Raw genomic sequence first — 14,274 nt, forward strand, 5'->3', positions numbered from 1 at the left:
CATTTCATGATGCTCGACGATTCTGCTGGTTACAAGAAGGAACCGGCAGGCGGTCGAGGAACTGTGGGCCGGTTCCGCTTCGTGAAAGGACCGCACCGTGCCCACCTCGATGTCCCCACGCTCGTGGGGCGTGCTCTTCGTGCTCGCCGGCGCCATCTTCCTGGAAGGGATCGACGTGGCCATGCTGAACGTGGCCCTGCCGGCGATCCGGGCGGATCTCGGCCTGTCCACCGGCATGCTCAGCGGCGTGGTCAGCGCCTACGTGCTCGGCTACGGCGGCTTCATGCTGCTGGGCGGCCGGGCCGCCGACCTGCTGGGACGCCGCCGGATGTTCCTGTTCTGGCTGATCGTCTTCCTGCTCTTCTCAGGTCTGGGGGGCTTCGCGACCGAAGGGTGGACGCTGTTGACGGCCCGCTTCGTGACCGGGGTCGCGGCCGCGTTCATGACGCCCGCCGGGCTCTCCCTGATCACCGGCAACTTCCCCGAAGGGCCCCAGCGCACCAAGGCGCTCGGGGTGTACGCCGGCACGGCCTCGGGCGGCTACGTGCTCGGCCTGGTCGCCGGCGGTCTGCTGGCCTCCGTCGGCTGGCGATGGGTGTTCTTCGCGCCGGTGATCCTGGCGGCGGTGATCCTCGTCGCGGCGCTGGTCCTGCTCAAGGAGAGCGAGGCGCCCGAGCGGCCCCCGGGCGGCTTCGACCTGGCCGGCGCGTTCAGCATCACCGGCGCGATGCTGCTGCTGGTGTACGGCGTGGTCCGGCTTGAGCACCCCGGCGACGGCCTCGCGGGCACGATCGGCGTGTTCGCCGCGGGCCTCGCCCTGCTGGCCGCCTTCGTCCTCATCGAACGACGCACGGCCCATCCCCTGGTACGGCTTGGCATCCTGCGCTCCCACCCGCTGGTGCGGGCCAACCTGGGCGCGCTGCTGTTCCTCGCCTCGTTCGCCGGCTTCCAGTTCGTGGTCACCATCTACCTGCAGGAGGTGCGCGGCTGGAGCAGCCTGCAGACCGGTCTGGCCATGCTGGTGATCGGCATCGACACGATCCTCGCGCCGACGCTCACCCCACGGCTGGTGAACCGGTTCGGCAACGCCCGCGTGCTCTTCGGCGGACTGGTGGTCGCCGCCCTGGCCTACGCATTCTTCCTGCCGCTCGGGATGGACTGGACGTACGCGGCCATGCTGCCGACCATGCTCCTGCTCGGCGTGGCGTTCTCCCTGGCGTACGGCCCGCTGACCATGGCCGCCACCGAAGGGATCGACGAGCACGAGCACGGCCTGGCCGGCGGCCTGCTCTACACCTCCATCCAGTTCGGCACCGCACTCGGGCTGTCGGCGGTGACCGCGGTGAGCGTCGCGGCGCTCGGCGACGCCGGCACGCCCGAGGCGATGCTGGACTCCCTGCGGCTCGCCCTCGTCGTCCCGGTCGCGGCCGCCGCCGCCGGCGCCCTGATCACCGCCTTCGGGCTCCGCCGCCGCACCGCCGGCCGCGTGTCCGTCCCGGCCTCGGTGTGACCTAGTCCGCCTGACCTGCGCCCAGCATGCCGCGTGTGGGACGTGGAGCACGATCAAAGCGGTCGACCGGGAGCCTGGGCGCGGGCTACGGTGGCGCCTGGTCCTCGGCCCTCTCACGAGGCAGGTTGGTCTCATGGCGATCCCGAAGAAGTATGCGCGGCCCATCACCGTCGACGGCACCGCGTTCCGGTGGCGTGTTCGCCGTAAGCCCACGTACTGCCAGGGGAACGGATGGGGCCCGATGACGTTCGCGGTGGAACGGGCCGACGCGCCGGGTCGCGCGCTCCTGGTGTCACTTCCCTGTTCGAGGCCGGACGCGTGGCTGGGAGAGCGGGCCACCGCCGTCCGGCCGTCGCTCGTGAAGGCCGCCGTCCGCATGGCGCTCGACCGCGGCTGGGACCCCCGGCAAGCAGGCAACGCCTTCGACCTCGCACTCACCGATGACGACCTGACCGCCATGCTGCACGGGCCGCCCACGTACGCCGTCCCCTTCATGCGGAGATGACGACAGCAGATCTTGGAGGCGGTTGTGGCGATGCCGGAGAAGGGCTCGCGGCTCATCACCGTCGGTGACGTCGGCTACCGCTGGCGGGTTCGCCACAAGCCGGCCCGCCGTCAGGGCGACGGCCGGACCCCGCTCCGCTTCACCGTCGAACGGGCCGAGGAGCCGGGAAGCGTCCTCGTGGTGACGCTCCCCTGCGCCCGGCCGGACAACTGGCGGAAAGAGCGGACGATCACCATCCGTCCGCTCCTCGTCGGCGGGTGCATCCGGCGGGCCGTCGAGCGAGGATGGCGGCCGGGCCGCTCGGGCCCGGCATTCACCCTCGACGTCGCCGAGGACGAGCTGGCCGCGCTCCTCTGCGAACCGCCCCGATACCTGATCCCGTTCCTCTGGGGCATGATCCCGGAGGGCGGCGGCATCGGGGATCTTCCGCGATGCACTCAGATCCGGAGCCGGGACTGATCGGCCCCCTCTTGATCCGCAGGGGAAGCGTGCCGCTGGGTTCTCGGGTCGTGGAGCGAGCGCATCGCCTCCACCAAGGTCCCGTGGATGTACTCCAGCTCGGGCGTGGAGAAGCTCGTCCAGTCGTCGGCGTCCTCGGCCTCGGCGGCCCAGTCCTGGCCGGCCGTGGGGTCGTGCTGGTACACCCACCAGAGATTCCCCGACCGGTCCTGGAACCGCGCGAGCGTGTCACCGAAGAAATCGGTCGGACGCGTGACGATCCGCGCCCCGCGGGCCTCCGCGCGGGCCAGGGTCTCCTCCACGTCGTCCACGTACACCCGCGTGAGCGCCGGGGTGAACGGCCAGTCGGGCTTGCGGTCGGCGAGCGACAGCAGCGAGTCGCCCAGACGGAGCTCGGCGTGCAGGATGAGCCCGTCCTCGTCGATCGTGCGGGCCTCCGGCACGTCGGTCGCGCCGAACACGTCGATGAGGAAGTCGATCAGCTCGGCGGTCCCGTCGGCGATGACGAACGGGTTCACCGTGTTGGAGCCGGCGGGCGCGTGAGGTCGTGCGGTCATGAGGTTCCTTTCCTGATGAGCGGTGCACGCACTCTCGCAGCAGACGAGGTCACATCCCGTCCGCGTTCGTCAGGGTGCGTCCGGCGGCGTCTCCAGGGCGCGCAGCATCCGTCCGAGCGCCTCGCAAAGCTCCGAGCGCGCGGGATCGGGGAGGTCGACGGTGTACGCGACGCCGGCCGGAATCCACGACAGGGCGTACATCGTGTCCCTGAAGTCGGCGCCGCCCACCGGCCAGACCGTGGTGCCGGCGTCCCCCGGCTCGGCGCCCTGCGCCCACTCGCCGAAGAGATCACGCAGCCGCTCGATCGGCATCCGCATCGTCGCGGTCGCGTCGGTCGCCTGCTTGCCCCATGACGACGCGACGGCCACGAACTCCGCGACCTGCCGGTGCGAGAGCGGCCGCGGCTCGAAGAACGCCCCGGTGCGCCGCACGCCGGCGATCCGGTCGATGCGGAACGTACGCCAGCCGTCGCGATCGAGGTCCCAGCAGAGCAGGTACCAGTGCCGCTCGGACGGCGCCAGGTGGTGCGGCTCCACCTGGCGCGACGACGGCCCCGACCTCGACACGTGGGCGAAGCGGACACGCTCGTGGCCCCGGCAGGCCAGCGCCAGTTCGGTGAGCACGGCCGGGGACACCCCGGACCCGGGTCCTGTCCCGGCCGGTCGCACCGCGGCGGCGAGCGCGTTGACCCGTTCGCGCAGTGCGGCGGGCAGGACCCGTTCGAGCTTGGCGAGAGCCCGGATCGTCGTATCCGCGCCGTCGGTGAGCTGCCGCGTCGCCGCCAGGCGCAGGCCCGCCGCCATGGCGACGGCCTCCTCGTCGGTGAGCAGCAGCGGCGGCATCACACCGCCGGGCTCCAGACGGTAGCCGCCGGCCAGCCCCGGAACCGACTCGATCCGGTAGCCGAGGTCACGCAGGCGTTCGACGTCCCGGCGCACCGTACGCCGCGAGACCCCGAGCCGGTCCGCCAGCTCGGGGCCCGTCCAGTGCCGATGCGTCTGCAGCAGGTTGAGGAGCGCGAGGGCGCGTGCGGTGGTGTCCGGCATACCGCCAGCTTGCCGCCGAACGCGGACGGTTCGTGTCCGCGTCCGGGATCCGTCAGGAGGTGGCCGCCGGGTGCGGGTCGCCGAGGTACGGGAACCGGTCCAGAGTGTCGGTGTGCGGCGTCAGCCCGGTGGGCGGCGCTTCGTTCTTGGTGAGGAACGCGACGCGGATGTCGATGACGTCTTCGGTGAACGTCCGCCCGTTGGGGTACGCGGCCGGCTTGGCCGGGTCGAAGCTCAGCACGTCCGGCAGGAGGCCGTGCTCGTCGATCGCGGCGATCGCCTCCTCACGGGAGTAGCCGCCGGTGTGGCCCAGCAGATGGACGAACTGGTCCGTCCACTTCTCCCGGTCGTCGACCGGCTCGCCGGCGTTGTACTCCTCCTTCGTGTCGTCGGTGTTGAAGAAGCTGCTCATCGACGGGTGTCCCGCCCGGTCCGCGTGGACGAGCTCGCCGTCGCGCAGGACGCTGCACCGGCCCCAGACGCGCAACGTGGGCTCGGGCGCCAGCTCCGCGGTCGGCAGCTCGATGGCCATGGAGAAGACGTTGGCCGTGGTGTTGGAGTCGACGCCGGTCCACGGGGACTTCCCACCCAGATGCGGTGCGGTGAAGTTCCGCTTGCCGCTGGTGTCGAACAGGTTCTTGATGCCGTCGAAGTCGAAGAAGAAGGCGTCGCTGCGGCTGCCGGCGGCCACCAGGTAGTCGCCGCTGTTGACCACGTTGGCCCGGGGGCCGAAGGAGACGGCGGCGCCCGACACGATCTTGGTGCCCACCGCCCCGAAGTCGCGGGACTCCGCTCCGGTCGCCATGAAGACGCTGTAGGTCTGGGAGCCGTCCGACGCCGGCCGGCTGAAGACCCAGCTGAAGGCGACGTCGGTCAGGTAGTCGCCGTCGTTGTCGATGTTCAGGCGGTACACGGCGTCGGGGTGCAGGGCGTCCGCGTCGGGATTGGCGTTGAGGATGAGAACGGTCCTGCCCGGATCGCCGGGCGCCTGGAAGGCGTACAGGTCGCACAGATCGAGGCGCTGGTCGCCCAGTGGTGGCCCGAGGCTGAGGCCGGTGAAGTGGTTCGACATGTCAGGCCCTTCGATCGCTCGCTCGCCGGGAAGCCACCAGGACACTCGACCAGGCGTTCGGTGCCCGCCGCCACATCCAGCGGTCGTCGTACATGAATCTGTTTCTGCAGATTAAGCGTCGGCGAGTGCGCTGTGAGGGTTCCGTCGCGGTGTGTCGCGAGGGAGAGTTCACCGAGGTCGGGACGCTCATCGGCGCCTCCACCGTCGGACACCGGAGGTTGCCGTCCGTGAGGGACGGCAGTCAAAAATGCCTCTAACTGGGTTCATGTGGCGTATGGGACATGCTTAGATAGGCCAGGCGTCTGAGGCGATGCCCCCGCCGTGCCCCGTGTCACGGCATCCGTCTCGACGCCGATGCTCTGGCTCCGAAGAAGGGTGACGGCAGGAAGCCCACGACCATCACTCACCTTCTCGCGGGCACCCGGGCTTCCGGTGTCCCCGAGCGCCAGGGCGCGTCTATTCACCATGCCCCGAGTCGTGACCGCGTCCTGCGACGCATTGGCCCCCTTGGAGGATCTGTGACAACCTCGACGTCCTACTATGACCAGATCGGCGGCGCGCCGGCTGTTCGCGACGTCGTCGACCTGTTCTACGTGCGGGTCCTCGACGACGCCGACCTCAAGCCCTACTTCGCCGGCATCGACATGCCGAGGCTGAAGCGGCACATGGTGGTGCTGCTGTGTTCCGTCCTCGGCGGCCCCGAGCCGTACGAGGGCCGCGACCTGGCGGAGGCGCACCGCGGCATGGGCATCACCGCCGACCACTACGCGAAGGTCGGCGAGATCCTGCTTTCGGTGCTGCAGGGGGCCGGCGTGGGGGACGAGATCCTGCAGCACGTCGTGCTGACCCTGAACAAGGTGGAGTCGTCCATCGTGGCCGAACCTGTAGAGACGGCCGACTGAGTGGACGCGCAAGCTCTGAAAGACAGCTGGCGCCTCGTCGCCCGGTCAGGCGACCAGGTGCCGCTGTACTTCTACTCGGCCCTGTTCCTGATGAACCCGGAGACGAGGGACCTGTTCCCGGTGTCGATGGCGAGCCAGCGCGACCGGCTCGTCAGCGCGCTCGGGCACATCGTCAGCAACGTCGACCGGGTGGAGGAGCTGGTCCCGTTCCTGCAGCAGCTCGGCCGGGACCACCGCAAGTTCGCCGTGGTGACGGAGCACTACCCGGCCGTCGGCAGGGCGCTGCTCGCCACCCTGGAGCACTTCATAGGCGACCGGTGGACGCCCGCCCTCGCCGAGGACTGGACGAAGGCGTACAGCCTGGTGGCCCAGGTGATGACGGACGCCGCCGCGGACGCGTCCAGGACCACCCCGCCCTGGTGGGAGGGCGAGATCATCAGCCACGAGACCCCCGCCCTCGGCATCGCGGTGATCAGGGCGCGGCTGAACTACCAGTACGGCTACCGTCCCGGCCAGTCGGCGTCGATCGCGCATCCCATGCGGCCGCGCGTCTGGCGTTTCTACTCCTTCGCCAACGCGCCGCGCCAGGACAACACCATCGACCTGCACGTCCGCATGGTCGACGGCGGCGTGCTGAGCGCCGCCCTGGTCATGGGCGCGCGGCGCGGCGACGTCCTGCGCGTGGGAGCGCCCGTGGGAGACCGGCTGAGCCTCACCCCCGAGATCACCGGCGACCTGCTCCTCATCGCGGGCGGCACCGGCCTCGCGCCGCTGAAGGCGCTGGTGGAACAGGTGATGTACGAAGGCCCGTCACGGAAGGTCGACGTCGTCGTCGGCGCCCGGACGTCCCGGGAGCTGTACGACCTCGAAGCGCTGTCCAAGATGGCCGCGGAGCACCCCTGGCTGACCGTCGTCCCGGCCGTCTCCAACGACCCCTTCTACCGGGGCGTCCGCGGCAACGCCGTGGACGTCGCGCTCCAGGCATGGCGTGGCCAGCAGGTCTTCGTCTGCGGCTCCACGGAGATGGCTCAGAGCACCGTCGGACGACTGCTGGACGCGGGCGTGCCCTCCGAGCGGATCCACTTCGACGAGTTCACGAGCGACAAAGGCGGGGAGTCATGACGGCAGAGATGCCTTGGGGAGATCACCCGGAGCGCGAACGCCAGCCTCTCACCCCGGATCGGGTACGCAAGCAGGAGTTCTCGCGCACACCGCTCGGACGCCGCGGCTACAGCGAGGACGAGGTGCGCTCGTTCCTGTACCGGGTCGCGGAGGACATGGCGGCCGGGGACAAGGAGAAGGCGGACCTGCGGGCGTACATCGACCGTCTGAAGCAGTGGTACAAGGACCACGGCGTCAGCGTCGAGCACGCCGCTCCCCAGCAGGCCCTGAGCGTCGACGCGATCAATATCCTCTCCCGCGCCCAGCAGACCGCCGACGTCCAGATCGCGGAGGCGGAAGACTACGCCCGGCGGATCCTGGGGGAAGCCCGCCAGCAGTACGAGGTGATTCTCACGGAGGCGCAGCGGCAGGCGGAGGAGGCCGCCGACCAGGCGGTCGGCGCCTACCGCTCGCGCGGCGGCGAACACGGCGCCGAGGCCGAGGAACTGGAGCGGCAGATCGCCTACCTGCGCACCTTCGCCGACGTCACCCGGGTGCAGCTGCGCGCCGTGCTGGCAGGGCTGGCCCAGGAGGTCGACAAGCTCGGCACCATCCCTGACCAGGACGGGCAGGTCCTCCACGGCCCCTCACCGGCCCACCGCTGACCGGGCCCGTACGTCTGCCCTGGCGCGGTCGCCGACCACCTTCTCGACGACATCACCGCGGCGCCGGCTTCGCCGCCGAAGCGGGCGCCTGCGGGTGTTCTGCCCTTGACCGTGTGTCTGCGAGTGTGATCCCTGCACCGGAGCGCACGGGACGGCGCTCGCCCGTAGCATCCCCCTTGTGACGGCAGCCGAGGACTTCCACACCTTCCGCAGGACAGTCGAGGCCCGCTCGCTGGAACATCACCAAGCCATGGAGATCGCGCTGGAGCGGGGCTGGTGGGCGATCGCCGGCAGCGTGCTCCGCATGGAACTCGACTCTTTGATCCGCGTCATCTACCTACTGCACAACCCGAATGCGCGGGACCGCATTTTGGCGTCCTGCGTCACCGGCAACGGATTCACCACCCGGCGTCAGCGTCCACGGACGGCTTCATCTCCGGGCCTTGTTGTCCGGCCCACGCGGCTACCTGGCGGATCTTGTCGGCCGGGATCGGCGACAACCAGGCCCCACGCAGCAGCTCCCACAACTCGTCGCCGATGGAGCCCAACGAGGTCTCGGCCGCATACATGGCCGCCTTCAGCGCCCGGACGCCCTCGGGGACCATTCCTTCGAGACCGCCCACGGCTCAGCCGGGGCTGTCGGCAGGGGTACGGGCGAGCAGCGCTCGAAGTTCGTTCACCGTCTCCGTGCAGGCGCTGAGCAGGACCTGGCGCTGACCGGTGAGCTCCTGGCCGAAGCGCTGCGCGGCCGGCCCGGTCCAGATGTTCTGCGCCATCAGGGCCAACGCCCGATCGAGACTGGTCCTGGCCTCGTCGGTGAGTTGCTCCGCTCGGCGTAACGCCTGTTCCACTTGCTCCCGGGTCATGCGCGACTCCCTCGGGCGCGATGATGGGCACGAGGTCGAGGTGTGACGCCATTGGACTGCGGTGCACACAAGTCAGAGCAACCGAATCGCCGGGATTAGTCTGATATCCACCGCAGGCTCGACGTCCTTCCCCAGCGCTTCGCCAAGTCAAGGTGGCCATCACCATGCGCTGGATCTGGCTCGTACCCTCACAGATCTGCGTGATTTCCGACGCCCCGCCCGTCCACCTCAGGAAACGCGACCCGAAGCCCTCACCTGACGGGACCGAACCTTTCGACGCGTCACCGGCGTCCGTAACGGTCGAGAGGAGTCATTTTGGATCGCAATGACAGCTTCCGCGAGTTCGTCGCCGCCCATCAGCAGGCGCTGATGCGCACCGCGTACCTGCTCACGGGAGACGCCCACCAGGCCGAGGACCTGCTGCAGAGCGCCCTGTTGAAGGTGTTCGGCCGCTGGTTCAGGCTGTCGCGCGTCGAGTATCCCGAGGCGTACGCGCGCAAGGTGCTGCTGAATCAGTACATCTCGTGGCGACGGCGCCGGGTCAGGGCCGAGCTTCCGACCGCCGACCCGCCCGACCGGCTGTACTCGAGCGAGGACTCCACCATCGTGCGGCTCGTCATGCGCCGGGCTCTCATGCGGCTGCCGCCCCGGCAGCGGGCGGTGATCGTGCTGCGTTACTACGAGGACCGGACCGAACGCGAGACGGCCGAGCTGCTGAACTGCTCGGTCGGCACGGTGAAGAGCCAGGCCCACTACGCGCTGGCCCGTTTACGCGAGCTGGCGCCCGAACTGGCGCCGAAACTCTCAGACCTGGAAGCAGAGGAGGCCCGCCGATGACCTGGCTACGGGACGTGCTCGTCGATCTGGCCGACGACTCTCCGCAGGTGGACCTGGCCGAACGTACGATCGCGGCACATCACCGCAGGCGGCGTACGGTGGTCTCGCTCCTGGCGGCGGGCATGGTCGTGGTCGTCGCTCTTGGTGCGACGGCCGCCGTCCGGCTGTTGCCCGACAGGCGGCAGGAGGCCGCTTCCACGGGCGACCTGCCGGCGCGCGGGGTGGGGCCGCTGAGCCACGCGTACAAGACCTTCTGCGAGCCGGCCCGCGGGGAGGCGCCGAAGGGCTGCAGAGACGGAGGTTGGCGGGTGGTCACCCGGAGCGGCGAGACCTACCACGTGCCGGACGCGCTGCGCAGCCTCGCTCCCGGCCGCACCGGCCTGCGCGACAGCCCGCTGGCGATCAGCCGCGACGGCCGCAAGATCGCCTACTACAGCGCCGATGAAGGCACCTTCCAGGTCCGCGACCTGGCCTCGGGCCGGAAGACGACGGCCGCGCAGAAGGTGCCCAAGAGTCTGTTGGGCAGCGTCTCGCGACTGATGCTGTCTGACGACGGGCGGTTCGTCGCCTTCAGCAAGGTTCCGGACTTCAAGGATCCCGCGCTGCTCATCGACATGCGTGGCGGGGCCGTCCGCGAGTTGCCCAACCGCTGGGTCCCCATCGGTCTGTCCCCGGACGGCGCGACCATCACCCTCGCGGAGTACTCGCCGCGATCACGGCTGCGGACGATCTCCAACCTGTGGCCCAGTTCTTCCAAGGGCGACACCACGTCGGTCATCCTGCCGGTGGACTACCACTTCAGCCCTCTCGCCCCCGATGGCAGAACCGTCGCGGTGATCGAGAACCTCAGCACCGCCGAGCGGCCGTGCCGCCGCGGCGACCTGGCCCTCATGGACACGCTGACCGGCGAGAAGCGGAAGCCGACCGTCATCAGCGGCCTGCCCGCCGATGTCTCCCAGATCTCGCTGCGCACCTGGCTTAGCGCCGAGGAGGTCACCGCTCTCACCATGTCCGTGCGGTGCAGGCCGGCGTCCGACGTGCCGGACGACGAGCCCGCGGTGATCGACCAGCCGTACCGGACCATGACCGCGTACGCGGTGAACGTCAGGACCGGCAAGGCCAGGAAGCTCGCCACGTACAGAGCGCAGGGCTTCTTCGAGATCGTCCTGCCCGGCCCCCCCGGGGCGCTATGACTCAGGTGTCAGTGATCAGCTGAACCGGGATCCCGGGACGGCGAACCCCGCCCGCCCAGGCGGGGTTCGTGCACGTCAACGACTACTTGAGGAGCTGGCGCGCCATCACCATGCGCTGGATCTGGTTCGTACCCTCATAGATCTGCGTGATCTTGGCGTCGCGCATCATGCGCTCCACCGGGAAGTCCTTCGTGTACCCGTACCCGCCCAGCATCTGCACCGCGTCCACGGTGATCTCCATGGCCGCGTCCGAAGCGGCGCACTTGGCCGCGCTCGACAGGAACGTGAGGTCCTTCTGCGGCTCACCCTTCATGGCCCGCTCCGACTTGGCCGCCGCGTGATAGGTGAGCTGCCGCGCCGCCTCCAGCTTCATCGCCATGTCCGCGAGCATGAACTGCACGCCCTGGAAGTCGGCGACGGCCTTGCCGAACTGCTTGCGCTCCTTGACGTACCCGACCGCGTAGTCCAGCGCCCCCTGCGCGATGCCGAGGGCCTGCGCGGCGATGGTCACCCGGGTGTGGTCCAGGGTGGCCAGGGCGGTCTTGAATCCGGTCCCTGGCGCGCCGATCATCCGCGACTCGGGGATGCGCACGTCCTCCAGGATCACCTGACGCGTCGGGGAGGCCTTGATGCCGAGCTTGCGCTCCTTGGGTCCGAACGAGACACCCTCGTCCGACTTCTCCACCACGAAGGCGGAGATGCCGCGCGCCCCGGCCGACGGGTCCGTGACGGCCATGACCGTGTAGTACTCCGACACGCCGGCGTTGGTGATCCACATCTTGGTGCCGTTGAGCACGTAGTGGTCGCCGTCGAGGACGGCGCGGGTCTTCATGGCGGCGGCGTCGGAGCCCGCCTCCGGCTCGGAGAGCGCGTACGAGAACATGGCGTCGCCGCGGGCCACGGCGGGCAGGTACTGCTGCTTGAGCTCCTCGGAGGCCGACAGCATGATCGGCACGGTGCCGAGCTTGTTCACGGCGGGGATCAGCGAGGAGGAGGCGCAGGCGCGGGCGACCTCCTCGATGACGATGACGGCGGCCAGCGCGTCGCCGCCGGCTCCCCCGTACGCCTCCGGGACGTGGATGGCGTGCAGGTCGGATGCGACCAGGGCCTTGTAGACGTCCCAGGGGAACTCCTCGGCCTCGTCCGCCTCCGCGGCGCGGGGGGCGATCTTCTCGTCGGCGAGGGCCCTGACCGTCTCCCGGAGCATGTCGTGCTCTTCGGCGGGCGCGTACAGAGGAAAGCTCATGCACAGATAGTAGGACGTCCGAGCATCTTGCTACCAACCGGTACGGTTTGTGCTTGAGAAGAGGTGGCACGAAGAAGGGTGGGCGCGGGCCTGTAGCATTCCTCCGCAATGGAAAGGAGCTCACTCGTGCCATATCGCCTGACGGTGATCGGGACCGGCTACCTGGGCATCACGCATGCGGCCTGCATGGCGGATCTCGGCTATGAGGTGCTCGGCCTTGACATCGACGCCGACAAGGTCCGCTGCCTCAACAACGGCGAGCTCCCCATCCACGAGCCTGGGCTCGAACCCGTGCTCCGCCGCGGCCTCGACTCCGGCCGCCTGCGCTTCACCACCTCCTACGAGGAGGCCGGCGCGTTCGGCGACGTCCACTTCGTCTGCGTGGGCACGCCGCAGAAGAAGGGCGAGTACGCCGCCGACGTGTCCTACATCGACGCCGCGATCGACTCGCTGGCCCCCCATCTCGACCGCGCGTCCCTGGTCGTCGGCAAGTCGACGGTCCCGGTCGGCACCGCGTCCCGGCTGGCCGACCGGCTGGCCGCGCTGGCTCCGGCGGGCGAGCAGGCCGAGCTGGCGTGGAACCCCGAGTTCCTGCGCGAGGGCTTCGCCGTGCAGGACACGCTCCACCCCGACCGCATCGTGCTGGGCGTGCGCTCCGAACGGGCCGAGAAGGTGCTGCGCGAGGTCTACGAGCCGCTCGGCGACGTGCCGATGGTGGTGACCGACTTCCCGACGGCCGAGCTGGTCAAGACCGCCGCCAACTCCTTCCTGGCCACCAAGATCTCCTTCATCAACGCGATGGCCGAGGTGTGCGAGGCGGCGCACGCCGACGTGCAGCAGCTCTCGCTCGCGCTCTCGTACGACGACCGCATCGGCGGACGCTACCTGAACCCGGGGCTCGGGTTCGGCGGCGGCTGCCTGCCGAAGGACATCAGGGCGTTCATGGCGCGGGCCGGCGAGCTCGGCGCCGACCAGGCGCTGACGTTCCTGCGCGAGGTGGACGCGATCAACATGCGCCGCCGCGCCCGCATGGTCGACCTGGCCCGCGAGCTGGCCGGGGGTTCCTTCCACGGCTGCACGGTGGGCGTGCTCGGCGCCGCCTTCAAGCCCAACTCCGACGACATACGCGACTCCCCCGCCCTCGACGTGGCGGTGACGATCGGGCGGCAGGGCGGGCGGGTCACGATCTACGACCCGATCGCGCTCGACAACGTCCGCAAGGCGCACCCCCAGCTCGCCTACGGCGAGTCGGCCCTCGACGCGGTACGGGGCGCGCACGTCGTGCTGCTGCTGACGGAGTGGCAGGAGTTCCTGGACCTGGACCCGGAGGCGCTGGGCGAGGTCGTGGCCACCCGCAAGATCGTCGACGGGCGCAACGCGCTCGACGCCGAGGCGTGGCGCTCCGCCGGGTGGCACTACCGGGCGCTGGGCCGCCCCTGACGCACCCACTGGGTGTGCACCGGCCGGTAGCCCTGGCGCGCCCAGAAGGGCCCTGACAGCGGGTTCGCCACCGCGTGGTGCAGCAGCGTCGTGGCCACGCCCCACGCGTCCAGCCGGGCGTGCGCGGCGGCGGCCAGCGCCGCGCCGACACCCCGGCCCCGTACGGCGGGGTCGGCGTACATGACGCCCAGGTAGGCGGCCGGCATCCGGGTCACCATGGAGGCGATCCACCGCGACCGGGGCGGCGGGTCGACGATGACGACGCCGGTCACCGTGCCGTCGTGCTCGGCCACGCAGGCCCAGGAGCGGGGCAGCGTGCCGGTGAGATGCTCCCTGATCCTGGCGGGCGTCGACGGCCGCGGCGTGACCCAGCCGAACTGCGCGTCGTACGCCACCAGCGCCTCGTACAGGCGCGCGATCCCGTCCAGGTCGTCAGCGGTGGCGGGCCGTACGCACGGGTCCGTGGCCTGCCCGGCCGGGGGCCTGCGGGGGCGGGCGGCGACGGTGACCGTCGGGGCGAAGCCGCGGACGGCCAGGGCGCGGACGGCGGCGGTGTCGCGGCTGGGCCACAGCACCGCGAGCGGGCCGGGCTCCCGCCGGGGCACGGCCGTCCACGCGTCCAGCAGCGCGCCGAGCGCCGCCTCCGGGTCGGGGCCGCCGACGCGGGCGTGCAGCCGGTGGACGACGAGCGGGCCCCAGGTGGCGTTGAGTGTGTCGAGGCCGGAACGGTCCATCGAGGCCAGGCCGACGGCGCCGGGCACCTCGACGAGCTGCTCCCCGGGACCGGGCTTGGGCAGCCGGTCCTGCCCGCCGGCCAGCGGGTCGGCGGCGCGTACCCGGGCGGCGTGGCCCGCGAGCACGTCCAGCACGGCCC

Annotated in this window: 16 protein-coding genes; 9 read left to right on the forward strand and 7 right to left on the reverse strand. The window is 70.4% G+C overall.

What is annotated here, in order from left to right; translation table 11 throughout:
• Nucleotides 1-97 precede the first annotated feature (97 nt).
• The 3 genes from KME79_RS05960 (at nucleotide 98) to KME79_RS05970 (ending at nucleotide 2,474) form a co-directional block, all read left to right on the forward strand.
• Nucleotides 98-1,510 carry an MFS transporter gene (locus KME79_RS05960; RefSeq protein WP_308248807.1) on the forward strand — a complete coding sequence of 471 codons (1,413 nt, stop codon included), beginning with the start codon at nucleotides 98-100 and terminating at the stop codon, nucleotides 1,508-1,510.
• A 133-nt stretch (nucleotides 1,511-1,643) separates the two neighbouring features.
• Nucleotides 1,644-2,015, forward strand: coding sequence for a hypothetical protein (locus KME79_RS05965; protein WP_219543606.1), 372 nt, complete (start codon nucleotides 1,644-1,646; stop codon nucleotides 2,013-2,015).
• Between the two features lie 24 nt (nucleotides 2,016-2,039).
• Nucleotides 2,040-2,474 (forward strand): hypothetical protein, encoded by a 435-nt coding sequence (locus tag KME79_RS05970; protein WP_219543607.1) that lies wholly within the window; start codon nucleotides 2,040-2,042, stop codon nucleotides 2,472-2,474.
• On the opposite strand, the gene KME79_RS05975 is transcribed toward KME79_RS05970, so the two are convergent.
• From KME79_RS05975 to KME79_RS05985, 3 genes are all read right to left on the reverse strand, one after another.
• Nucleotides 2,453-3,031: a VOC family protein gene (locus tag KME79_RS05975; RefSeq protein ID WP_219543608.1), complete on the reverse strand. Its 579-nt coding sequence runs from the start codon at nucleotides 3,029-3,031 to the stop codon at nucleotides 2,453-2,455. The genes KME79_RS05970 and KME79_RS05975 overlap by 22 nt on opposite strands.
• Before the next feature lie 69 nt (nucleotides 3,032-3,100).
• A complete protein-coding gene (locus KME79_RS05980; RefSeq protein WP_219543609.1) occupies nucleotides 3,101-4,078 on the reverse strand; it encodes a helix-turn-helix transcriptional regulator in 978 nt (325 codons plus the stop codon).
• 52 nt (nucleotides 4,079-4,130) lie between these two features.
• On the reverse strand, nucleotides 4,131-5,150 hold the full coding sequence (locus tag KME79_RS05985) for a DUF4331 family protein (RefSeq protein WP_219543610.1): 1,020 nt from the start codon (nucleotides 5,148-5,150) through the stop codon (nucleotides 4,131-4,133).
• A 518-nt stretch (nucleotides 5,151-5,668) separates the two neighbouring features.
• Here KME79_RS05985 and KME79_RS05990 point away from each other — a divergent pair.
• The 3 genes from KME79_RS05990 to KME79_RS06000 are packed head-to-tail and all read left to right on the forward strand — an operon-like array spanning nucleotide 5,669 to nucleotide 7,818.
• Nucleotides 5,669-6,052, forward strand: coding sequence for a group I truncated hemoglobin (locus KME79_RS05990; protein ID WP_148037036.1), 384 nt, complete (start codon nucleotides 5,669-5,671; stop codon nucleotides 6,050-6,052).
• Entirely contained in the window at nucleotides 6,053-7,174 is a 1,122-nt protein-coding gene (locus tag KME79_RS05995; protein WP_148037035.1) for a globin domain-containing protein, read from the forward strand. It abuts the gene before it with no gap.
• Entirely contained in the window at nucleotides 7,171-7,818 is a 648-nt protein-coding gene (locus tag KME79_RS06000) for a DivIVA domain-containing protein (protein ID WP_219543611.1), read from the forward strand. Before KME79_RS05995 ends, KME79_RS06000 begins: the two co-directional genes overlap by 4 nt.
• Before the next feature lie 398 nt (nucleotides 7,819-8,216).
• On the opposite strand, the gene KME79_RS06005 is transcribed toward KME79_RS06000, so the two are convergent.
• Nucleotides 8,217-8,441 (reverse strand): hypothetical protein, encoded by a 225-nt coding sequence (locus KME79_RS06005; protein ID WP_219543612.1) that lies wholly within the window; start codon nucleotides 8,439-8,441, stop codon nucleotides 8,217-8,219.
• A 3-nt stretch (nucleotides 8,442-8,444) separates the two neighbouring features.
• Nucleotides 8,445-8,684 (reverse strand): hypothetical protein, encoded by a 240-nt coding sequence (locus KME79_RS06010; protein ID WP_219543613.1) that lies wholly within the window; start codon nucleotides 8,682-8,684, stop codon nucleotides 8,445-8,447.
• 315 nt (nucleotides 8,685-8,999) lie between these two features.
• Between KME79_RS06010 and KME79_RS06015 the strand changes: the two genes are divergently transcribed.
• Both KME79_RS06015 and KME79_RS06020 read left to right on the forward strand, forming a co-directional pair.
• Entirely contained in the window at nucleotides 9,000-9,521 is a 522-nt protein-coding gene (locus KME79_RS06015; protein WP_148037030.1) for a SigE family RNA polymerase sigma factor, read from the forward strand.
• On the forward strand, nucleotides 9,518-10,714 hold the full coding sequence (locus tag KME79_RS06020; protein ID WP_219543614.1) for a hypothetical protein: 1,197 nt from the start codon (nucleotides 9,518-9,520) through the stop codon (nucleotides 10,712-10,714). The genes KME79_RS06015 and KME79_RS06020 overlap by 4 nt, the downstream gene beginning before the upstream one ends.
• Nucleotides 10,715-10,796: 82 nt before the next feature.
• On the opposite strand, the gene KME79_RS06025 is transcribed toward KME79_RS06020, so the two are convergent.
• Nucleotides 10,797-11,960, reverse strand: a complete 1,164-nt coding sequence (locus tag KME79_RS06025; protein ID WP_219543615.1) for an acyl-CoA dehydrogenase family protein — start codon at nucleotides 11,958-11,960, stop codon at nucleotides 10,797-10,799.
• Between the two features lie 126 nt (nucleotides 11,961-12,086).
• On the opposite strand from KME79_RS06025, the gene KME79_RS06030 reads away from it, so the two are divergent.
• Complete coding sequence (locus KME79_RS06030) at nucleotides 12,087-13,400, forward strand: UDP-glucose dehydrogenase family protein (protein ID WP_308248808.1); 1,314 nt, start codon at nucleotides 12,087-12,089, stop codon at nucleotides 13,398-13,400.
• On the opposite strand, the gene KME79_RS06035 is transcribed toward KME79_RS06030, so the two are convergent.
• A complete protein-coding gene (locus KME79_RS06035; RefSeq protein ID WP_219543617.1) occupies nucleotides 13,376-14,269 on the reverse strand; it encodes a GNAT family N-acetyltransferase in 894 nt (297 codons plus the stop codon). The genes KME79_RS06030 and KME79_RS06035 overlap by 25 nt on opposite strands.
• Nucleotides 14,270-14,274 lie beyond the last annotated feature (5 nt).

Origin of the sequence: Nonomuraea harbinensis (assembly GCF_019396385.1) — a bacterium.
Lineage (GTDB): Bacteria > Actinomycetota > Actinomycetes > Streptosporangiales > Streptosporangiaceae > Nonomuraea > Nonomuraea ferruginea.